The organism is Bordetella genomosp. 7, from assembly GCF_002261415.1.
Lineage (GTDB): Bacteria > Pseudomonadota > Gammaproteobacteria > Burkholderiales > Burkholderiaceae_B > Bordetella_A.
On sequence record NZ_NEVI01000004.1, the window covers coordinates 1 to 21,609 of the forward strand.

Annotated in this window: 19 protein-coding genes; 8 read left to right on the forward strand and 11 right to left on the reverse strand. The window is 66.4% G+C overall.

Translation table 11 applies throughout. The features are described from left to right. Window positions 1-279: 279 nt before the first annotated feature. Window positions 280-936, forward strand: a complete 657-nt coding sequence (locus tag CAL18_RS02390) for an OmpA family protein (protein ID WP_026640999.1) — start codon at window positions 280-282, stop codon at window positions 934-936. A gap of 53 nt (window positions 937-989) precedes the next feature. After that, window positions 990-1,304, forward strand: coding sequence for a 4a-hydroxytetrahydrobiopterin dehydratase (locus tag CAL18_RS02395; RefSeq protein ID WP_038852587.1), 315 nt, complete (start codon window positions 990-992; stop codon window positions 1,302-1,304). A 13-nt stretch (window positions 1,305-1,317) separates the two neighbouring features. Here the strand turns inward: CAL18_RS02395 and CAL18_RS02400 are convergent, their stop codons facing one another. The 3 genes from CAL18_RS02400 to CAL18_RS02410 form a co-directional block, all read right to left on the reverse strand. Beyond that, window positions 1,318-2,016, reverse strand: coding sequence for a DUF6776 family protein (locus CAL18_RS02400; RefSeq protein ID WP_026640998.1), 699 nt, complete (start codon window positions 2,014-2,016; stop codon window positions 1,318-1,320). A 139-nt stretch (window positions 2,017-2,155) separates the two neighbouring features. Further along, entirely contained in the window at window positions 2,156-2,851 is a 696-nt protein-coding gene (gene murU / locus CAL18_RS02405) for an N-acetylmuramate alpha-1-phosphate uridylyltransferase MurU (RefSeq protein ID WP_094817266.1), read from the reverse strand. Continuing rightward, entirely contained in the window at window positions 2,851-3,891 is a 1,041-nt protein-coding gene (locus CAL18_RS02410) for an aminoglycoside phosphotransferase family protein (RefSeq protein WP_094795971.1), read from the reverse strand. The genes murU and CAL18_RS02410 overlap by 1 nt, the downstream gene beginning before the upstream one ends. Window positions 3,892-4,086: 195 nt before the next feature. Here CAL18_RS02410 and CAL18_RS02415 point away from each other — a divergent pair, with 195 nt between their 5' ends. The 3 genes from CAL18_RS02415 to rsmA are packed head-to-tail and all read left to right on the forward strand — an operon-like array spanning window position 4,087 to window position 8,800. Further along, complete coding sequence (locus tag CAL18_RS02415) at window positions 4,087-6,444, forward strand: LPS-assembly protein LptD (protein WP_094817286.1); 2,358 nt, start codon at window positions 4,087-4,089, stop codon at window positions 6,442-6,444. Continuing rightward, the gene (locus CAL18_RS02420; RefSeq protein WP_094817267.1) at window positions 6,441-7,991 is read left to right on the forward strand and encodes a peptidylprolyl isomerase; all 1,551 of its coding nucleotides are present in this window, start codon (window positions 6,441-6,443) and stop codon (window positions 7,989-7,991) included. Before CAL18_RS02415 ends, CAL18_RS02420 begins: the two co-directional genes overlap by 4 nt. Before the next feature lie 17 nt (window positions 7,992-8,008). Further along, window positions 8,009-8,800, forward strand: a complete 792-nt coding sequence (gene rsmA, locus CAL18_RS02425; protein ID WP_026640993.1) for a 16S rRNA (adenine(1518)-N(6)/adenine(1519)-N(6))-dimethyltransferase RsmA — start codon at window positions 8,009-8,011, stop codon at window positions 8,798-8,800. A 65-nt stretch (window positions 8,801-8,865) separates the two neighbouring features. On the opposite strand, the gene CAL18_RS02430 is transcribed toward rsmA, so the two are convergent. Next, window positions 8,866-10,008 carry a glycerate kinase gene (locus CAL18_RS02430; RefSeq protein ID WP_094795973.1) on the reverse strand — a complete coding sequence of 381 codons (1,143 nt, stop codon included), beginning with the start codon at window positions 10,006-10,008 and terminating at the stop codon, window positions 8,866-8,868. A 108-nt stretch (window positions 10,009-10,116) separates the two neighbouring features. Here CAL18_RS02430 and pyk point away from each other — a divergent pair, with 108 nt between their 5' ends. Beyond that, on the forward strand, window positions 10,117-11,559 hold the full coding sequence (gene pyk, locus CAL18_RS02435) for a pyruvate kinase (protein ID WP_094795974.1): 1,443 nt from the start codon (window positions 10,117-10,119) through the stop codon (window positions 11,557-11,559). Between the two features lie 184 nt (window positions 11,560-11,743). Here the strand turns inward: pyk and CAL18_RS02440 are convergent, their stop codons facing one another. The 6 genes from CAL18_RS02440 to metC form a co-directional block, all read right to left on the reverse strand. Then, entirely contained in the window at window positions 11,744-12,757 is a 1,014-nt protein-coding gene (locus tag CAL18_RS02440; protein WP_094795975.1) for a succinylglutamate desuccinylase/aspartoacylase family protein, read from the reverse strand. Between the two features lie 26 nt (window positions 12,758-12,783). After that, a complete protein-coding gene (locus CAL18_RS02445) occupies window positions 12,784-13,530 on the reverse strand; it encodes an amino acid ABC transporter ATP-binding protein (protein ID WP_026640989.1) in 747 nt (248 codons plus the stop codon). A 21-nt stretch (window positions 13,531-13,551) separates the two neighbouring features. After that, window positions 13,552-14,211: an ectoine/hydroxyectoine ABC transporter permease subunit EhuD gene (gene ehuD, locus CAL18_RS02450; RefSeq protein WP_026640988.1), complete on the reverse strand. Its 660-nt coding sequence runs from the start codon at window positions 14,209-14,211 to the stop codon at window positions 13,552-13,554. Continuing rightward, window positions 14,201-14,860, reverse strand: a complete 660-nt coding sequence (locus CAL18_RS02455) for an amino acid ABC transporter permease (RefSeq protein ID WP_026640987.1) — start codon at window positions 14,858-14,860, stop codon at window positions 14,201-14,203. Before CAL18_RS02455 ends, ehuD begins: the two co-directional genes overlap by 11 nt. Before the next feature lie 21 nt (window positions 14,861-14,881). Continuing rightward, entirely contained in the window at window positions 14,882-15,748 is an 867-nt protein-coding gene (gene ehuB, locus CAL18_RS02460) for an ectoine/hydroxyectoine ABC transporter substrate-binding protein EhuB (RefSeq protein WP_038852585.1), read from the reverse strand. Window positions 15,749-15,817: 69 nt separating this feature from the next. Next, a complete protein-coding gene (gene metC, locus CAL18_RS02465; protein WP_094817268.1) occupies window positions 15,818-16,981 on the reverse strand; it encodes a cystathionine beta-lyase in 1,164 nt (387 codons plus the stop codon). Window positions 16,982-17,080: 99 nt separating this feature from the next. On the opposite strand from metC, the gene CAL18_RS02470 reads away from it, so the two are divergent. Further along, window positions 17,081-17,992 carry a LysR substrate-binding domain-containing protein gene (locus CAL18_RS02470; RefSeq protein ID WP_026640984.1) on the forward strand — a complete coding sequence of 304 codons (912 nt, stop codon included), beginning with the start codon at window positions 17,081-17,083 and terminating at the stop codon, window positions 17,990-17,992. A 16-nt stretch (window positions 17,993-18,008) separates the two neighbouring features. On the opposite strand, the gene CAL18_RS02475 is transcribed toward CAL18_RS02470, so the two are convergent. Further along, window positions 18,009-19,238 carry a nucleoside recognition domain-containing protein gene (locus CAL18_RS02475; protein ID WP_094817269.1) on the reverse strand — a complete coding sequence of 410 codons (1,230 nt, stop codon included), beginning with the start codon at window positions 19,236-19,238 and terminating at the stop codon, window positions 18,009-18,011. Window positions 19,239-19,373: 135 nt separating this feature from the next. On the opposite strand from CAL18_RS02475, the gene CAL18_RS02480 reads away from it, so the two are divergent. Beyond that, complete coding sequence (locus CAL18_RS02480) at window positions 19,374-21,599, forward strand: acyl-CoA dehydrogenase (protein ID WP_094817270.1); 2,226 nt, start codon at window positions 19,374-19,376, stop codon at window positions 21,597-21,599. Window positions 21,600-21,609 lie beyond the last annotated feature (10 nt).

A 21,609-nucleotide genomic window follows, 5' to 3' on the forward strand; every position in this document is an offset into this window, starting at 1 on the left:
CGCTACCGCCGCAATCCCGGCATTGCCCTCGCAATACTCCTGAGCCGACGCCAGTTTGACCGATTCACTGTACTTCTCCATGAAATAACCCCAAAGTTGATATCCAACTTTTGGGGGTCACTTCACGGAGGTGTCAGACACCCCCGCACGCTCGCTCCACTGGCGTCTGACACCACCTGCATACCTGTTGCTACAAAAAGTTGCCGTGCCGGCGCGCGCCCGCGCTAGGATGGGCATGCCGGCGGGGCCGGCATTGTTCAATAGCACCAGGAGGCTGCCATGCAAGCAAGAACATCAAGAACAACCTTCTCGCGTATCGCCGTGTTGGCGGCGGTCGTGGCATTGGCCACGGGTTGTGCAACGCCCCAGCAGACCAATACCGCGGTGGGCGCGGGCGCCGGTGCGGCAGCTGGCGCCGGCATCGGCGCGCTGATCGGCGATGGCCGCGGCGCGGCCATCGGGGCGGGCATCGGCGCCGTGGCGGGCGGGCTGATCGGCTACAACTGGTCGGGCGTCAAGAAAGACGTGCAGCAATCCGGCGCGACGTCGCTGGGTATCGACGTGGTCGAAATGCCCGACGGCAGCCTGAAAGTGAACATTCCCAGCAACGTCTCGTTCGATACCGACAAGGCCGTGCTCAAGCCCGCGCTGCTGCCCGTGCTGGACAGCGTGGCGCGCGCGCTGACGCAGCATCCCGAATTGCGCGCCAAGGTGGTGGGGCATACCGACAGCACGGGCTCGGCCGCGCATAACCAGACCCTGTCGGAGAACCGTGCGCGCAGTGTCACCACTTACCTGGCGCAACGCGGGGTGGCGTCGGACCGCATGACCATCGAAGGCCGCGCGGCGCGCGACCCGGTGGGCGACAACGCCACGGCCGAGGGCCGGGCGGCCAATCGCCGTGTCGAGGTCTATCTGTACGCGGTCAGGCAGTAAGGCGCGCGGCGGCCGCGCGCAGCCCGCGCGGCCGCGTTTTCGGGAGGCACACCATGAACACACCCACCCGCCTGGGCGCCCGCGCCGCGGTCGCCGGCCTGGCTGGCTGGCAGGCTCATGCAGACCGCGACGCAATACAGAAGCGTTATCGGTTCAAGGATTTCAATGCGGCGTTCGGATTCATGGCGCGGGTAGCCATGTACGCCGAGAAGCTGGACCACCACCCCGAATGGTTCAACGTCTACAACAGCGTCGACGTGGTGCTGGCCACGCATTCGGTGGGCGGCGTCACCGAGCTGGATGTGCGCCTGGCCCGGCACATGGACGAGGTTGCCTCGGACACGTGCCTGAAGGCCGATGGGGGCTGAAACCGCGTACGCGTCAGCCGCGCACGTAGTAAATGCGCATTGCCTGCTGCCGTTCCGACGGGTCCAGCACCTGGATGCGCACCGAGCGGGCCGTGAAGCCTTCGGGCATTTCGGCCTGGCCCTGCGCGATCTGGTAACGGGCCAGGTCGACGCTGATGGGGTCGAGTTCGATCGTGCCGGATCGGCCGTTGCGGTATACGCCTTGTACCGCCAGCTGTAGCGTGCCCTTGAATGCGGGGGCGTCGTACTTTTCGCGCATCAGCAGCACCTGGTAGTTCAGCTTGCCGGGTTCGCGAATGAACAGCCCCGAGCGCACGCCGATATCGGTGCCGCGCGGATCTGGCGGGATGGCGTCCTGGAAGATCTGGAATTCCTGCTTCATCGAGTCGATCTGCGCGCGGGCTTCTTCGAGCGCCTTGGTGGCCTGTTCGCGGGTGGCCTGGTTTGCGTCCCGTTGCTCGGTGGCTTCGGCAAGCTGCACGCGCAGACGCTGGCGGTCGAGGTTGGCGGTGTTGAGTTCCGACTGCAGTTGTTCGGACTGTTCGACGGTGAGACGTTGCGGGCCGTAGTTGGCTTGCAGGAACAGGACGCCGCCCGCGCCCAGGCCGATGCCTATCAGCAGCAATACCAGCCAGCGGGGCATGCGACGTGTGCGCTTGCCCGGCTGATATACCGACGGTTTGAAAACTGCCCGCTGCGAGCGTCCGAACATCCCCATGCCACAAAACCCTGTATTTAAGTGCCGTAGGCAGCAATTGCCGGCGAAAACCCTAGAGAATACCGTGTCCTTACTGATACAGGTTACGACAGATAAGTCTCGTTGCGTACCTACGGGCTTGGAAACAACCTGTTTAAGACCGCTGGCGCAGGGCCAGCCGGGCATCGAGCGCCTGCAGGCGCTCCGGGGTGCCCACGTCGGTCCAGAGGCCGCGATGGTGTGTGCCCAGCACCGCTTCGCGCGCCATGGCCTGCCGCAGTAACGGCGCCAGCGCGGCAGGTGTGGCTGCGGGCAAGCCATGGAACAACACGGGCCGGTAGATGCCTATGCCGGCGAAAGTCAGTTTGCGCGCGCCGGCCGCATGAACCCGCCCGCCGGCATCGAGCGCGAAATCGCCGTGGGGATGGTGTTCGGGGTTGTCGACCAGCGCCAGCCACGCATCGGCGCGTTCGGCATCCAGGCGCGCGGCGGCCCGCGCAGCCTGGCCGGGATCCCAGTCGCACCAGATGTCGCCATTGATGACCAGGAAGGGCTGTGCCCCCAGCAGCGGCAAGGCCTGCGCGATGCCGCCGGCCGTTTCCAGCGCGCTGGGCTCGGCCGAATAGGCGATATGCACGCCGAATGCGCTGCCGTCGCCGAGCGTGGCTGGCAGTTGTTCGCCCAGCCAGGCGTGATTGATGACGATATCGCGGATGCCGGCGGCGGCCAGCCGCTCGATGTGCCAGACGATCAGGGGCTTGCCCCCGGCGGGCAGCAGGGGCTTGGGCGTGTGGTCGGTAAGCGGCCGCATGCGTTCTCCGCGCCCGGCGGCCAGGATCATCGCGCGCATCAGAAGGTGTACCCCACCTTGACCTCGCGGTTGTCCAGTTCGTCGAGCAGGCGCAACAGCGGCTTGAACACGCCGTAGCGCTGGGCAACCTGGCGCACGTAGCCGTTGACACGCGGGATATGGGCCAGGTAGCCCGATTTGCCGTCGCGATGATGCAGCCGCGCGAATACGCCCAGGATGCGCAGGTTGCGCTGCAGGCTCATCCATTCGTAGGCCTGGTGGAAATTGGCGAAATCGCTGTCTACGGGCAGGCCGGCGGCGCGCGCCATTTCCCAATAGCGCACGGCCCAGTCGAGCTGCTGCGGTTCTTCCCAGGTGGTGCGCGCGTCGGTGACCAGCGAAGCCAGGTCATAGGTGATGGGCCCGGCCAGCGCGTCCTGGAAGTCGATCACGCCCGGGTTGGGGCCATATGCCGGTTCGTCGCACACCATGAGGTTGGGCGAATGGAAGTCGCGGTGCACCAGCACCGTATGCTGCGCGCCGTTGACCCGCGAAAGCAGCTCGAATATCTGCCGCAGCGCCGCGGCGCTGCGATCGTCGGGCTGCACGCCGTGGTGGCGTTGCACGTACCATTCGGGAAACAGTTCGAGTTCTGCCGCCAGCCGGGCCTGGTCGTAAGGCGGCAGGCCGCTGGTGCGAGCCTGCTGCATGCGCACCAGCGCGGCCAGGGCGTCACGGTAGAGTTCCTGCAGCTCGCCATCGGGCAGGCCGGCCTGGATGCGCTGATAGTAAGTATCGCGGCCCAGGTCGGACAGCAGCAGCAGGCCCTGGGCGTGGTCGTGGGCCAGCACCTGGGGAACGTTCAGGCCGGTTTCGCGCAGCAGGTCGCCCACGTGCAGGAACGGGCCGATGTCTTCGTGGGGCGGCGGCGCGTCCATGACGATCAGGGTGCGCGCCCCGGCATCCAGGCGGAAATAGCGCCGGAAGCTGGCGTCGCTGGAGGCGGGCCGCAGGGTGTCGAGGTTCAGTTCCAGGCTGGCCGGCAGCGTGCGCAGCCAGGCCAATACCGCTTCTAGGCGAGGATCGTGGTGGGTGGTCAAAGGTGCCGTCTCGGAATGCAGTAGAGTTTCGTTGCGTCCGCGGCCACCGACGATGGCGGCGCTGGCGCGCGGCTTCTCTATAATACCGGGTCGTTCCCGTCCGCACGCGGTTTCCGCACGCCTGCCGGGGCCGCCGCCGTCGCCATGCGCACCCGCGCAGGGGCGGGTCTTCTGTCGATAAGGTTTTCGTTCACGGTGCGTATGGTCCGGTGGTTGATTCTCTCTGCTGTCAGCTTGGCCGGGGCCGTGCACGCCCAGGGCAGCCAGCGCACCACGCCGCCCGACGCCGCGGCAGAGCCTCCATCGCACGAAACGATCCAGTTGCGCAGTTCGCCCGGGTTGCGGATGCATTCCCTTCCCGACGACCAGATTCCGGTCTTCACCGAGTCCGATCGCTTGCAAGGCGACCCCGACTCCAACGTCACCCTTACCGGGTCGGCAGAGGTCCGCCGCATCGATGGCGTGATCAAGGGTGACCGCATCGAATACGGCAATGCCACCGGCCAGGTGGATGTCCAGGGCAACGTGCGCATGATGCGCGACGGCACGCTGATCACCGGCCCCCAGGCGCAGTTCAACATCGACACCGACAGCGGCGAAATCGAATCGCCCGACTTCTGGCTCGGCGCGGCTGGCGGGTTCGCCCGCGCCGACCGCGCCGACATCTTCAGCCGCTCGCAAATGCGGCTGACCACCGTGCAGTACAGCGGCTGCCCCTGCCCGAATCCGTCCTGGTACATCAAGGCCGACAGCGTCGACCTCGATTTCGACGAAAACGAAGGCGTGGCGCGCAACGGCGTGCTGTACTTCAAGGACGTGCCGCTGCTGGCGTCGCCCTACCTGACCTTCCCGGTCAAGAAAGAGCGCAAGTCCGGCTTCCTGGTGCCCACCTACGGGCTGACCAGCAAGAGCGGCATCGACCTGTCGTTGCCGTACTACTTCAACCTGGCGCCCAATTACGACCTGACGCTGCAGCCGCGCTACCTGAGCAAGCGCGGGCCGCAGCTGGGCGCCGAATTCCGCTACCTGGGACGCTCTTACCAGGGCACCCTGGTGGGCACGTACCTGTCGAGCGACCGCCAGACCGGCGACGAGCGCTGGATGTTCCGGTCGCGGCACCAGCAACTGCTGGGCAACGGCTTCTATACCGACTGGGACGTCGCCAAGGTTTCCGATGACGACTACTTCCGCGATTTTTCGGCGCTGGGCCTGAACGAGGCGTCCACCACCTACCTGCCGCAGCGCGGGCGCGTGGGCTGGAGCAGCCGCTACTGGCAGTCGTACGCACAGGTATACAAGTACCAGACCCTGCAAGACCCGGACGCCCCGCTGGCGCCGCCCTACGACAAGCTGCCCGAGCTGTACCTGAAGGGCGCGCGCTACGACATGAACGGGTTCGATATCGAATGGACCAACACCGCTGTGCGGTTCCGTCGTCCGCTGCTCGATGGCGTGCGCCTGGGCCCCGATGGCGACCGCCTGCAATCGTACTTGTCGGCCTCGTACCCCATCGTGCGGCCGGGCTGGTTCGTGACGCCGAAAATCGGCCTGCATCACACCCAGTACCAGACCGACTGGTACCAGCTGTCGAACAACCCGCGCGACATGTCCCGCACTTTGCCCATCATGTCGCTGGACGCCGGGCTGGTGTTCGAGCGCGATACCACGCTGTTCGGCAACGCATCCATCCAGACGCTGGAGCCGCGCCTGTACTATCTGCGCGTGCCGTATCGAGACCAGTCGCGCATGCCGGTCTACGACACCACGCTGGCCAACTTCAGTTTCGACCAGGCCTTCCAGGAAAACATCTATACGGGCGGCTGGGACCGCATTGCCAACGCCAACCAGCTTACCGCCGCGCTGACCACGCGCTGGCTCGACGCCGATACCGGGTTCGAACGCCTGGCGCTGTCGGCGGCGCAGCGCCTGTATTTCGAGGACCAGCGCGTCACCCTGCCGGGCGAGACGCCGCGCGACAACGTCCGCTCGGATTTCCTGGTGGCCGCCAGCGCCGCCCTGACCGACACGCTAAGCACCGAGGTGGCGGCGCAGTACGATCCGTACCGCAACAACTGGTCGCGCGGCCTGATCAGCGCGCGCTGGCGTCCGCAGCGCCTGACGTCGGTGGCGCTGTCGTACCGCTATCAGCGCGACCCCCTGCCGGGCGTGGCCTACCAGCCGCGCGGCCAGGACCAGATCAGCCTGGCCTTCCAGTGGCCGTTTACCGAGCGCTGGTACGGCGTGGGCCGTATCGATTATTCGCTGCGCACCGAGGGCGCCACCGCCACGGCCGCCGAAGAATCCCCGCGCGTCACCCAGGCCATCGCCGGGCTGGAGTACAAGGGCGATTGCTGCTGGACCGGTCGCGTGGTGTTCCAGCGCTATGCCGTGTCGGCCAACGACGCCAATACCGCGCTGTTCTTCCAGCTCGAACTCAGCGGCCTGGGCTCGCTGGGCACCGACCCCATGAGCCTGTTGAACAAGAGCATCCCGGGCTACCAGTCCGTGACGCCCCCCACCCCCCAGGGGACCACATTTGAAAGGTATGAATGATGCGTAGCTTGCACCACCTGCGCCGGCTGCCCGGTAACCTGCTGATCGCGGCTGCGTGCGCCGGCGTGCCGGCCGCGCATTCCCAGCCGGCGCGGGCGTCGGCCAGCCCCGCCGCGGCTGCACCGGCCGGGCAGCCCGCCGGGCAGGCCGCGGCCGCGCAGCCTCGCGAGCAATTCGTCGACGGTATCGCCGCGGTGGTCAACAAAGATGTCATCACGCTGCGTGAAGTCGACAACGGGGCGCTGCGCGCGACGGCCGACCTTACGCGGCGCGGCATCCAGGTGCCTCCGCAAGACATCCTGCGCCGGCAAGTGCTGCAAAGCCTCATCATGGACCGCCTGCAGGCGCAAGAGGCCGATCGCCTGGGCATCCGTGTCAACGACCAGCAGATCAACCAGGCCGTCCAGACCATCGCAGAGCGCAATCGCATGTCGGTTGAGCAGATGCGCGGCGAGATCGAAAAATCCGGCGTCAGCTGGGATGAATACCGCAAGACGCTCGGCACCGACATCCGCATGACCCGGCTGCGGCAGCGCGCGGTCGATTCCAACATCATCATCACCGACGCCGAGGTAGATGCTTTCCTGAAAGACCGCGCGCGCAACCCGGCGTTTGGCGCCGAGGCGCCCGGACGCCCCGCGGCGCAGCCGGCGCCGGCCGCCGCGTCCGGGCCCGAGGTCGTTGCGCTGGCGCAGATCCTGGTGCGGGTGCCCGAGGGCGCCAGCCCCACCGAAGTGGCGGCACTGCGCAACAAGGCCGAGAGCCTGCTGGTCGAGCTGAAACAGGGCGGCGATTTCGCCAGCCTGGCCGCGGCATCGTCTGACGGCCCCGAAGCCCTGCAGGGCGGCGTCATGGGCGCAAGGCCCATCGAGGGCTGGCCCGACCTGTTCGTGCAGGCCATCGGCTCGGTCGCGCAAGGCCAGGTCAGCGGCCTCATCCAGAGCGGCAACGGCTTTCATATCCTGAAGGTGCTGCAGCGCACGGGCGGCGGTTCGCAGCAGCCCGCCCCGGCGCCGCAACCCCCGATGATGCCGCAGGCGGGCGGCGACATGCGCGCGCCCCAGGGCCCGGTGCAGGTGACGCAGACGCATGCGCGGCACATCCTGATCAAGACGTCGGCCGTCATGAGCGACGACCAGGCGCGCCAGCGGCTGTCGCAGATACGCCAGCGCATTGTCAACGGCGGCGCGTCGTTCGCCGACATGGCCCGGCAATATTCGCAGGACGCCAACGCCCCGCAGGGCGGCGACCTGGGCTGGGTCAACCCCGGCGAAATGGTGCCCGCCTTCGAACAGGCCATGAATGTGCTGCCCGAGGGCGGCGTCAGCGAACCCGTGTTGTCGCCTTTCGGTTGGCACCTGATCCAGGTCGAGGCGCGGCGCGAGCATGACGTCAGCGACGAACTGCAGCGCATGCAGGCCCGGCAGATTCTTTTCGAACGGCGCGCCGAGCCCGCCTACGAAGACTGGCTGGCGCAATTGCGCAACGAAGCCTACATCGACAACCGGCTCGAAAAGCAAGAGCAGATCGAGCAGAACAACCGCTGAACGGCTGCGAGCCCACCATGAGCAGGCATCAGGCGCGCAAGCGTTTCGGACAACACTTCCTGACCGACGACAGTGTGGTCGAAGGCATCGTGCGCGCCATCGCCCCGGCGCGCGACGACCTGGTGGTGGAAATCGGGCCGGGCCTGTCCGCGCTCACCCAGCCATTGCTGCGCAGCCTGGCGCACCTGACGGTCATCGAAATCGACCGTGACCTCGCCGCGCGGCTGCGCACTCAGTATCCGCCCGAACGGCTGACCGTGATCGAGGCCGACGCGCTGACGGTCGACGTGGCGAGCCTGGGGGTGGGGCTGCGGGTGGTGGGCAACCTGCCGTACAACATTTCCAGCCCGCTGCTGTTTCACTTGATGCAGGCAGCCGACACGGTGCGTGACCAGCATTTCATGTTGCAGCGTGAAGTGATCGACCGTATGGTCGCCGTGCCGGGCAGCGCCGACTACGGCCGCCTGTCGGTCATGCTGCAGTCGCGCTACCGCATGGAAAAGCTCTTCGACGTGCCCCCCGAGGCCTTCGATCCGCCTCCGCAGGTGGTGTCGGCGGTGGTGCGCATGGTGCCCTTGCCCGCCGACCGCCTGCGCCCTGCGAGCGACGCCGCGTTGCAGGCCGTGGTGGCGCGCGCCTTTGCACAGCGCCGCAAGATGCTGCGGCGCGCGCTGGGCGATTGGGCGCCCCTCGTGCCCTGGGAAGAACTGGATATTGCGCCCACCGCGCGCGCCGAAGAAGTCGGGGTTGATAAATTCATCCGCCTGGCCGATGCGCTGCTTCAAGCCGGCGCGCCAGGCCTGGCATAGCGAAACGGGCGGCGCGCGCGGCGCCGCCGTTGCGCCCCATGTGGTGCGCCCGATAACCTTGCCCTTTAAAGCATGCGCTTGCCGGCCGCCAGCCATAGCTGCATGACGTCGCGAGCCCGGTCGCACAGGTACTGCGCCGCGTTGTCGCATGCCTGTTCCAACGTGACCGGCCCCGGCGCCAGGCTGAAGGCGGCTGTAATGCCGCCGGCATGCAAGGCCGGGTAGTCTTCTCCTAATGATCCGGCCAGCGCCACCACCGGCACGCCGGCCTGTCGCGCAATGCGGGCCACCCCCGCCGGCGTCTTGCCGCGCAAGGTCTGGGCGTCCATGCGGCCCTCGCCGGTAAAGGCCAGCGCAGCGCCTTCCATGGCCTGGGCCAGCTTGCCGAGTTCGGCCACGACCTCGACGCCCGGGCGGAAATCGGCGTTCAGGAAGGCGTGGGCCGCATAGCCCAGGCCCCCTGCCGCGCCCGCGCCGGGCGCGTGGCGGGGGTCGCGTCCCAGATGGCTGGCGCATAGGTCGGCCAGCCGGGCCAGGCCGCTGTCCAGCAGCGTCACCTGGTCGGGCGTGGCGCCCTTTTGCGGCCCGAATGTATGGGCAGCGCCTTGCGGGCCGCACAACGGGTTGTCGACGTCCGAAGCGATTTCGATCCGCACCTGTGCCAGGCGTGCATCCAGTTGCCCGGTGTCGATGCGGTGCAGCTGCGGCAGCGCGCCGCCGCCGGGCGGCAGGTCGCGACCCTGCGCGTCAAGAAAACGCACGCCCAGCGCGGCCAGCAGGCCGGCGCCGCCATCGGTGGTAGACGAGCCGCCCAGGCCCAGGATCACCCGGCGTGCGCCTGCATCCAGCGCCGCGCACAGCAATTCGCCCACGCCCCGGCTGCTGGCGCGCAGGGGATCGCGTTGCGCAGGGGGAGTCTGCTCGAGCCCTGCGGCCGCCGCCATTTCGATGACGGCCGTGCCGTCGTCCAGCCACCCCCAGGATGCCTGCACGGGTTCGCCCAGGGCGCCGCGCACCTGGCTGGTGCGCCATTGGCCTCCGGTGGCCGCCAGCACGGCCTCTACCGTGCCCTCGCCGCCGTCGGCCATGGGTATGCACACCGTGCGGGCGCCGGGATAAGCTTGCTTTACCCCGCGCGCGATGGCCGCCGCGGCGTCGGGGGCGGACAGGCTTTCTTTGAACGAGTCGGGCGCGATGACGATCTTCACGGAGTGGGTGGCTGGTTGACAACGGTGGAGGACGGAACGGCTCCATAATACCCGCGGTGCCGGTCTGCGTCGTACCATAGGGCTTTCCTTGTCAGCCAGGGGTAGTCCATGTCTGTTATGCGCCGCACCAAAATCGTTGCCACGCTCGGTCCGTCCACGTCCACGCCCGAGCAGCTGGAAGCCCTGGTGCGTGCGGGCGTGGATGTGGCGCGCCTTAATTTCTCGCACGGCACGGCCGACGATCATCGCGAGCGGGCCCGCCTGGTGCGCGAGATCGCGGCAAAGCAGGGGCGCTTTGTGGCCATCATGGGCGACCTGCAAGGCCCCAAGATCCGTATCGCCCGTTTCGCAGACAGGCAGGTCGTGCTGCGGGCGGGCCAGCCATTCACCTTGTCCAACAGCCACCCGAAGGAAGCAGGCGATTCCACGATAGTCGGCATCGACTACCCCGAACTGGTGCAAGACTGCCAGCCCGGCGACGAACTGCTGCTGGATGACGGGCGCGTCGTGCTCGTGGTTGACCGCGTGGCCGATGACTCGGTGCATACCACGGTCACGGTGGGCGGCCCGTTGTCCAATAACAAAGGCATCAATCGGCGGGGCGGGGGGCTGTCTGCGCCCAGTCTTACCGACAAAGACCGCGCCGACATCCTGGTGGCGGCCGAGCTCGAGCTCGATTATGTGGCCGTCTCGTTTCCGCGCTATGGCCGCGACATCGAAGAAGCGCGGCAACTGGTGCGCGCCGCAGGCAGCCAGGCGTGGATCATTGCCAAGATCGAACGCGCAGAAGCGGTGGCCGACGACGAGGCGCTGGATCTGCTGATCCGCGCCAGCGATGGCGTGATGGTGGCGCGCGGCGACCTGGGCGTCGAAGTCGGCGATGCCGAATTGGTGGGCATCCAGAAGCGCATCATCCAGCATGCGCGCACGCTCAACAAGGTGGTGATCACCGCCACCCAGATGATGGAATCGATGATCTCCAGCCCCTTGCCCACACGCGCCGAAGTATCGGACGTGGCCAATGCGGTGCTCGATTACACCGACGCGGTCATGCTGTCGGCCGAAAGCGCGTCCGGCCAGTATCCGGTCGAAGCCGTCCAGGCCATGGCGCGCGTGTGCCTGGGCGCCGAAAAGCACCCGACTACCACGCGTTCGCACCACAGGCTGGGCGAGACATTCTCGCGCTGCGACGAAACCATTGCGCTGGCGGCCATGTACGCGGCCAACCACTTTCCGGGGGTCAAGGCGATCATCGCGCTGACCGAAAGCGGGCACACGCCGCTGATCATGTCGCGCATCCGCTCGGGGGTGCCCATTTATTGTTATAGCCCCCACCGGATCACCCAGCATCGGGTCGCGATGTTCCGCGGCGTGTATACGGTGCCGTTCGACGCGTCCGCCTACGACCCGGCCGACCTCAGCACCGCCGCCATCGACGAACTGAAAAAACGCGGCCGCGTGCAGCCGGGCGACTGGGTCATCCTGACCAAGGGCGATTTTTATCGCGACAGCGGCGGCACCAACGGCATGAAGATCCTGATGGTGGAGTAAGCATCAGCCTCGCGTTCTGGCGTCAGGCGCCGCCTGGGGCGAGGATGCGGGTCGGTTGAGCGGTGTCTGACACCCTTCGGGAGTCAGACACCTATCTGCAATCTGCATGGCGGATGTGGGGCGTCGCTTGATCGCTGCTTGGTCGGTGTCTGACTCCCGAAGGGTGTCAGACACCCGCCATGCATTAATCGGCGTCGATGGGGGCGGCCAGATGGAACAGGCCGTCTCCGCGGGCGCATAGTGTGGGAAAGCGGCGGCACGACACAATGCCGTCTGCGCTGAAATGCAAAGAAAGAGGTTCGGCCAGCGGATCGTCGATTGAATACAGGCGCAGCGCGGCCTGCCCGGCACGCACGTGTTCGCCCACCTTGGCAAGCGGTTCCATCATCCCCGCGCAGGGCGCGTAGATTGCGTGGCGCGGCCCCAGCGACGTGAGCAGTTGCGTGGGCGGCGCGGGCTCGCATGCAAGGTCGGGCGCGATGCCGTAGTGGCGCAGTACGCGGCGCACGCCTTGTTCGGCAATCTCGAGCCCGGCGGGGTCCAGCGTCGCGCCGCTGCCCAGTTCCGTGGTCAGTGCCGGTATGCCACGCCGAGTGGCGGCCGCGTAGAGGGTGGTGGCGCCGCCGCCGCCCGAGCCTGTGGTCAGCACGCTGTGAGGCGCGCCAAAGGTGGTCAACAGTGTGCGCAGGGCGGCGCCCTGCGCCGCGTCCGTCACGCGTTGGGCAAGGGCGGTGTGCGCATAGTCCAGAGAGCGCCCGCCGGAATGCACGTCTATCACCACGTCCGCCATGGGAAACAGTACGCTGTCGACGTAGTGCGCAATCATCTCGGTCACGTTGCCGTTGGCCCGGCCGGGAAAGACGCGATTCAGGTTGCCCTCGTCCACGGGCGAGACGCGCCTGCCTGCGGCTGCCGCAGGGTAGTTCAGCGATGGGATGATGATGACGCGGCCCCGCAGCGCTTCGGGACGCAGTGCCTGCGCCAGTTTGCGCAGGGCGATCTGCCCCTCGTATTCGTCGCCGTGGTTGCCTGCCGTCAACAGGGCGGTGGGCCCTTCGCCATTGCGGATGCAGATGATGGGAATCTGGATCATGGCATAGGCCGACAGGTCGACCGAGTGCGGCACGTGCAGGTTGCCGGCTTGCTTGCCATCCAGGTTGAAATCAATGTGGGTCCAGATGCGGCTGGGTTCCGCCATGGTGGTTCCTTGCTAGGGTAGCGAGCCTATAACAACTGGCTCAAGAACTGCCTGGCTCGCGGGTGCGCGGGGGCCGTAAAGAACGTTTCGGGATCTGCCTGCTCGACTATGCGCCCGGCGTCCATGAACACCACCCGGTCGGCCACGGTGCGCGCGAAATTCATTTCATGGGTGACGCAAATCATCGTCATGCCTTCCTTGGCCAGGTCGGTCATGACGTCCAGCACTTCTTTGATCATTTCCGGGTCCAGCGCCGAGGTGGGTTCGTCAAACAGCATGACCTTGGGGTTCATGCAAAGTGCGCGCGCGATGGCCACACGCTGTTGCTGGCCGCCGGACAGCTGGCCTGGATACTTGTCCTGCTGCTCGGGGATGCGTACCCGCGTGAGATAGTGCCGCGCGATGTCCTCCGCCCGAGCCTGGTTCATGCCGCGCGCCTTGCGCAGCGCCAAGGTGCAGTTCTGCAGCACGGTCAGGTGCGGAAATAGGTTGAAGTGCTGGAATACCATGCCTATGTCGCGGCGGATGATGTGCATGCGCGGAGTATGCCTTCCGACTTCCAGCCCATTGACTTCGATGGTGCCGCTGTCGTGCGTCTCGAGTTGGTTGACACAACGTATCAGCGTGGATTTTCCTGACCCGGATGGTCCGCAGACCACGATGCGTTCGTTGGGCCGCACGGTCAAGTCGATGTCGTGCAATACCTGAAAGTTGCCATACCATTTTTGCAACCCGGCTATGCGCACGGCCGGCGCGGAGGAGGATGAAGTCATGTTCTGTGTCCTTGGCGTGACCTAGCGCTGGTGGGCAACCTGCAGGCGCCGCTCGAGCCGGCGCACGAAGAAGTTGATGCACAGCGCCAGGATCAGGAAAATGATGCCGACCGACACCATGGGCTCGGCGTAGCGGAACGAGTCCGCGCCTACTTCCATGGCGATGCCCAGCATCTCGGGCACGGCGATCACGGCCAGGTAGGGCGTGGCCTTCAGCGCCGACACGAAGTAGTTACCCATGGGCGCGGCGATATTGCGCAGCATCTGCGGCAGTATTACCGACAGGATCACGTCGCGGCGTCGCAGGCCCAGAGCCTTGCCGGCTTCGAACTGGCCCGCGTCGATGCTGTCGATGCCGCCTTTGAATACCTCGGCCAGGTAGCCGCTGTAATAGATCGACAGGCCAAGCACGCCAGAGGCCGCTGCCGGCAGCGTCAGGCCGTACACCGGAAGCACGAAATAGATGAAATACAGCTGGACCAGTACCGGCGTGGACCGGATGGCGTCGATGAGGAAGCGCATCGCGTAGCCGAGCCAGCGGTTGCTGCGGCGCAGGATCTCCAGGGCAAAACCGAGCACGGCGGCGCCCAGAGATGCTGCCACGGTAATCCACAGCGTGGTGCCCAGCCCCCCCAGGATTATGGGCACCACCGAAACGGCGAATTCTGGATCAAATCTCACGGTTGCCTCGACTTTGCACCTGCACGCGGCGTTCGAGGTAGCGCCCGAACAGCGTGGCGGGGTAGCAGACGATCAGATAAGCCAGCATCAGGGCGCTGTACACCCCCACGGGGTTGTATTGCAGTTCGGCAATCTGCTTGGCCCGGAAGGTCATGTCGGTGAGCGTGATCAGCGATACGATCGCGGTGCCCTTGACCAGTTGGATGAACTGGTTGACGAAGGTGGGCGTCATGGCCGATAGCGCCTGTGGCAGCTCGATCAGCCACAGGATATGCAGCCGGTGCAACCCCAGTGCGCGCCCGGCCTCGACCTGGCCCCGGTCCAGCGACTGCAGCGCGGCCCGCACCGCCTGGCTGCCGTAGCCGCCGATGTTCAGCCCCAGGGCCATCGCGCCCACCGTCATGCTGGACAGCCGTATGCCGAAATCGGGCAAGGCGTAATACAGCACGAACAGCAGGATCAGAACGGGAGAGCTGCGCCAGAACTCGATCAGGCAAGTGACGGCAAGCCGGACAGGGCCTCGCGTGAAATACTGCAAGACCCCTGTCACCAGGGCGAACGGCACCGCCCACATCATGCCGTACAGCGTTACCAGCGCCGTGACACGGAACCCCTCGAGAATGCCGGCAAGAATGTCGAAACCTTCCATGGAGTCATCCTGATCTATGAATCAGAACTCGCCGGCGCAGACCTTTTGCGTGGTCACCGCCGGGTCCACCTTGTCGTCGTCGGTAAAGCCGTATTTCGCGCGGAGCTTGTCCACCGTGCCGTCGGCTTTCAGCGCTCGCAGCTGCTCGTCGTAAGCGTCGCGCAACGCAGTGTCGTCGGACCGGAACGCAATAGCCGTGTACATCATGGCCGGCACGCCGTTACGCACCAGGCCCGTGAATGGCTGGGCGCGTTCCACCCCCTGCAGTTTGGGATCTTGCAGCAGCCCGACTACGCTGGGAGCCGAAAGCGTGGCCGCGTCGACGCGGTCTGCCAGCAGCGCCGACAACATGGCTTGCGCGTCGCCCAGGTAGGTGATCTGCGAGGTGGGCACACCGGCGTCGATGGCGTTCCTGGTGTTGAGCGTGCCGCGTCCGCCGGCCAGGCGCACCTTGGCATTGGCCACGATGTCGGCGTAGCTGTGCAGCTTGAGCGGGTTGCCCTTCTTGACGATGAGGCTGTCGCCCACGGCCAGGTCGGGCTCGCTGAACACCACCACCTTGCAACGCTCGGGCGTAATGGCGATGCCGGAAGCCACCATATCGAAGCGGCCCGCGTTCAGGCCCGGGATCAATGCGCCGAATTCGGTGATGACGAAGTCCACCTGCTTGACACCCAGGCGTTCGAATGCGGCGCGGATGAGGTCGGGGTGAAAACCTGCCGCGGATCCATCTTCGGCCCGAAAGCCCCACGGCTGGCGATTGTGGATGCCGATCGTGACCGTCTTGCTTTCCAGGATATCGTCTTTGGTGTCTGCCCAGGCCGTGCTGCCCAGCAGCGTAGTGGCGATGGCCAGGCAGGCGGCCTTGCTCGCGAGTTTGGAGATCATGATGGTTTTCCTCTTGGACTGTGGTTTTATCGCGGCGGGCCGCGGCGGGTGGTGCTGGTCAACGAAAACTCATGCGCGCGCCCTGGCGTAGGCCGCCAGGGCGTTCTGCAGGTCGTTCTGCAGCGCGCCGCAGTCTTCCAGACCGATGGAAAGGCGTACCAGCGGCTGGTCGGTGGCCGGGTACAGGCGCGCACACTGCAGTTCGGCGGGATAGAAGGCTGCCAGACTGTGTACGCCGCCCCAGCTCGCGCCGATGGAAAAATGCTTCAGCGCGTCGAAGAACGCGCGATAGGCCTGTTCCGGCGCAGGCACGAGCTGCAGCGAGAACAGGCAGCCCGGGCTGCGGTAGTCGCGCTTCCATAGCCAGTGGCCGGAGTCCGACGGCAACGGGGGATACCACACCTTTTCCACGAGCGGTTGCTGCGCCAACCACGCAGCGATGCGCAGCGTCGATTCGCCTTGGGCATTCACGCGCAGCTCCAGGGTCTCCAGCCCGCGCAGAACCAGGAAGCAATCTTCCGGGCTGACCTGCTGGCCCAGCGTGCTCTGGGCGTCGCGCAGCACGGCGTAGTGGCCGGCGTCGTTGGTGGCGATGCTGCCCATCAGCACATCGGAATGCCCGCTGAAGAACTTGGTGGCGGCTTCGACACTGAAATCCACGCCATGGTCCAGCGGACGAAAACCCAACGGGCTGGCCCAGGTGTTGTCCATCATGGTCAGCACCCCGCGTCCGCGCGCAATGGCGGCAATTGCCGGGACGTCGCACATTTCCATGGTCAGGCTGCCCGGCGATTCCAGGCAGATCATGCGGGTGTTGGGGCGGATCTGCTTTTCGATGTCGGCGCCTATGGCGGGCGCGTAGTACTCGACGTCCACCCCAAGCGAGGCCAGCCACTTGTCGGCCAGCGCAGACAGCGACCCGTAGCAGGCTGCCGACAGCAGCAGATGATCGCCCGCGCGCACGTAGGCCAGCACCGTCGTCATCAAGGCGGCTGCACCCGATGGTGTAATGACGCAGTGCGCGCCGTTCTCGAGCGCCGCGATGCGGTCTTCGAGCAGGCGAGCCGTGGGCGTGCCCGTCACGCCATAGCTGTAGCCGTCGGGTTGACGATGCTTGCGAGCCGCGAAGTCGTCCAGGGTATCGAACACCACCGTGGATCCGCGCCAGACGGCAGGGGACAGGCTGGCATAGGCACGGCCGGCGGGGGAAGGCTTGTCAGGGGAAAAGGGCATGGGCAGAAACCGCTGTCGTCATCTATTGCGATGGCGCAGTGTGGGCCGCGCATACTATTATTTCAATACTTAAGTTTACTTAATCGATAAGTGCAAGTTATGGATATGCGGGACATCCAGATCTTCCGGGCCGTGATGCGGGCTGGCACGACCAGCAAGGCGGCCGTGCTGCTGAATATCTCGCAGCCCGCGGTCAGCCAGGCCATCCGGCGGCTCGAATCAGACGCGGACCTGCGCCTGTTCGACCGCGTGCGCAACCGGCTCGTGCCGACCCAGGAGGCCGACGCCCTGCTTATCGAGGTGGACCGGTGCTTTGCCGGTTTCGAGCAGATCGAGCATCGCATCCGCAGCCTGAAGTCGTTCGGTGTAGGCCGCATGGCAGTGGGGGCGCTGCCGGCCCTGGGCGCCGGTTTCATGCCGCGTGCGATCGCGGCGTTCAATCCCACTTCGCGGCGTGTGCAGATGTCCTTCCAGATCATGAGCTCGCGCGAGGTACTGCAGCAAGTCGGCGCCGGGCAGCTGGACTTCGGCCTGATGGCCGATGAGATTGCGGTGGTCGGCCTGGAGCATTCGCCCTTTATCGAAATACCGGGCGTGATTGCCATGACGCCTGAGCATCCTCTGGCCCAATGCGCGACGGTGTCGCCCGAGGCGATCGTGCAGCACGACTTCATCGTGTTGAACCCGGAAGACGCAAGCCGCCGTCGGCTTGAAGGAATGCTGGCCGATCGCGGGCTGGCATTGCGGCCGGTACTCGAAACGCCGTATGCCTTTTCAGTTTGCGAACTGGTACTGCGCGGCATGGGCATCGGCCTGATCCATCCGATGACGGCGGTGGACTATCTGCCGCGCGGGTTGGTCATCAAGCGACTGGACATTGACGTGGCGTTCCGGTCACTGCTGGTTTTCCGTCCGGGCAAGCCGTTGTCGCAGAATGCCCGCGACCTGCTGAGCATTATGCGCATCCAGGCCGAGCGCGACCTGGCGGTGATCAAGCAGGCGTTGCGCTGAACCGCAGCCTGGCAAACTACCCGAAGAACCAGTAGCAGACCCCGATGGAAGCCAGCACGCCTGCCAGGTCGGCCGCGAGCGCGCAGCCGACGGCGTGGCGCGCGCGCAGAATGCCCACGGACCCGAAATACACGGCCAGCACGTAGAACGTGGTTTCGGTGCTGCCTTGCATGACGGCGGCAAGCAGGGCAGGGAAGCTGTCTGCGCCGAAGTGTTCCATGGTTTCCAGCATCATGGCGCGGGCCGCGCTGCCCGAAAAAGGTTTGACCAGCGCCGTGGGCAGGGCGTCGACAAAGCGCGTGTCCCATCCGAATGCCTGGACCATCCAGCGTACGCCTTCCAGGGCGATATCCAGGGCGCCGGAAGCCCGCAGTACTCCCACGGCGCACAGCATGGCCACCAGGTAGGGCAGCAGGCTCTTTGCCACGTCGAAGCCGTCTTTGGCGCCGGCGATAAAGGTTTCGTACACGGGCACGCGCTTATACGCGCCCACCAGCATGAAGGCGAGCAGCACGCCGAACAGGGTGACGTTGCCCAGCAGCGATGAGAGGCTGGCAAGGGCGGCGGCCGACAGGCCCGCCAGGAAGGCCATGAACCCGCCCAGGGCCAGGGCCGCGCCGCCCAGCCAGGCCAGCGCCACCGGGTCGTGCAGCTTCAGGCGCTGGCACGCCGCCACGGTAAGCAGGCCGGCGAGCGTCGAGGCGCTGGTGGCCAGCAATATCGGCAGGAACACCAGGGTGGGGTCGGCGGCGCCCTGCTGCGCGCGGAACATGAAGATCGTCACCGGCAGCAGTGTCAATGACGAGGCATTGAGCACCAGGAAAAGGATCTGCGCATTGGTGGCGGTTTCCGGAGCCGGGTTCAGCGTCTGCAATTCGCGCATGGCGCGCAACCCGATGGGCGTGGCGGCGTTGTCCAGGCCCAGCCCATTGGCGGCGAAGTTCAGGGTGATGAGCCCGATGGCCGGATGGCCGCGCGGAACTTCGGGCATCAGCCGGGCGAACAGCGGCCCCAGCAGCGCGGCCAGCTTTTCTACCAGGCCGGCGGCTTCGGCAATGCGAAGAAAGCCCAGCCACAGCGTCAGGGTGCCGAACAGCAGCACCATGACTTCGACCGAGACGCGCGCCATGTCGAAAAGGCTGGCGACGATGTCGCGAAAGACATCGACGTCGGCCAGGGCAAACCAGCGATACAGGCCCGCCGCGGTGGCGGCCAGAAAAAAACCCAACCAGAGCTTATTGAGCATGATGGAACACAAGGGCTGCGTGGAAACCGCCTGCCGCGGCGACGCCCATTGTCGCAGACTTGGCCCGCCGGGGATGCCAACGCCGTGCCGATTCTGTTAACTTGCCCGGGTACGTGCATTTCACAAAAGGCTGATATGGACTTCAATGCCTGGCGGCGTCGCCGCATATCCGATCCTGCATACCGCTGGGCCCGCAAGGCGATGCCGGGCCTGTCCGACACCGAGCGCGACGCCATCGAGGCGGGCGACGTCTGGTGGGATGCCGATCTGTTCACGGGCGACCCCAACTGGAACACCTTGCTTGCCGTGCCGCAGGCCACCCTGACGGCTACCGAACAGCAGTTCATCGACGGCCCCGTGGCGCAGCTGTGCGCCATGCTCAACGAATGGGACATCACCTGGTCTTACGGCGATCTGCCCGAACCCGTGTGGCGCTTCATGCGCGAGCACCGGTTCTTCGGCATGATCATCCCCGAGTCATACGGGGGCCTGGGTTTCTCGCCGTACGCGCATTCCGAAGTCGTGCGCCGCATTTCCGCCTATTCCGTCACGGCCGGCGTCACCGTGATGGTGCCCAATTCTCTGGGGCCGGGCGAACTCCTGTTGCAGTTCGGAACGCGCGCCCAGCGCGACTACTGGCTGCCGCGCCTGGCAGACGGCACCGAAGTGCCTTGCTTCGGGCTCACCAGCCCCGAAGCGGGCTCGGACGCGGCTTCGATGACCGACACGGGCGTAGTGTGCCGCCAGGTGATCGACGGCCAGGAAGTGCTGGGCATCAGGCTGAACTGGCACAAGCGCTACATCACCCTGGGGCCGGTCGCCACGGTGCTGGGCCTGGCGTTCAAGCTGTACGATCCCGACGGCCTGCTCGGCGGGCCCGCCGACGTCGGTATTTCGGTGGCGCTGGTGCCCACGGATGCGCCGGGCGTCACGATCGGCCGCCGGCACCTGCCGTCCATGCAGGCGTTCCAGAACGGCCCCAACCAGGGCAAGGATGTGTTCGTGCCCATCGATGCCCTGATCGGCGGGCCGGCCAAGGCGGGGCAGGGATGGCAGATGCTGATGAGCGCGCTGGCGGCCGGGCGCGGCATTTCGCTGCCCTCGCTGTCGGCCGCGGCGGCCGTCTATTGCGCGCATGTCAGCGGCATGTATGCCCGCGTGCGGCAGCAGTTCGGCATTGCCGTGGGCCGCTTCGAAGGCGTGCAGGAAAAACTGGCCCGCCTGGCAGCCAACGCATACCAGGTCGAGGCGGCGCGCCGCCTGACGTGCGCCGCCCTGAACCAGGGCCACAAGCCGGCCGTGGTGTCGGCCATCATGAAATACCACGCCACGGAACGCATGCGCGAGTCGGTCAACGACGCCATGGATATCCATGGCGGCAAGGCCGTCATCGACGGCCCGTCCAATTACCTGGGCCCGCTGTACCGCGCCGTTCCTATCGCCATTACCGTCGAAGGGGCCAATATCCTGACCCGTTGCCTCATCATCTTCGGTCAGGGCGCCGTACGGGCGCATCCGTACCTGATGCGCGAAATCATGGCGCTGGGCGATAGCGACGAGGCCCGAGGCGCCCAGGCGTTTCACGAGGTTTTCTGGAAACACCTGGCCCACGCCGCCTGCAATGCGTTGCGGGCCTGGGGGCGCGCCTGGACGGGCGGCCTGCTGGCGCGGGCGCCCGCCACCGGTCCCACGGCGCGCCACTACCGGCGGCTTGGCCGCTATGCGTCCGCCTTCGCGCTGCTGGCCGACGCGGCCCTGGGGTCAATGGGCGGCGCGCTCAAGCGCCGCGAGATGCTGTCGGCTCGGCTGGGCGACATCCTGTCCGAGCTCTATCTGCTTTCGGCCGTGCTCAAGCGCTGGGAAGACGAGGGACGCCGCCATGCCGACCTGCCGCTGGTGCACTGGTGCATGGATGACGGCTGCGCGCGGCTCGAAGCCCGCATCGACCAGGTGCTGGCCAACCTGCCGGCGCGGCCATTGGCGTGGCTGCTGCGCGCCATGGTGCTGCCGGTACGGCTGAATCGCGGCCCCGGCGACGCACTGACGCGCGAATGCGCTGACCTGCTGCTGGCGCCATCGCCCACGCGCGACCGCCTGGCGGCCGACCTGCAGCGCGGCGACGGGGCCGACGTGCTCGCCCAGCTCGAAAGAGCCTTCTCGCTTGTCAATGCCGTCCAGCCCCTGCACGACCGGCTGCGCCGCGAGGGCGTGCGCGACTGGCGCGATGCCCATCGCGGCGGCGCGATCACCGATGAGCAGGCGCGCCAGATCCAGGCCGCCGAAGAGGCGGTGGCGCAGGTGGTGGCGGTGGATGATTTCGCGCCAGGCGAATTCGCGCGGGCGGCGCCCACGCAAGCCTAGCTTCGTCATG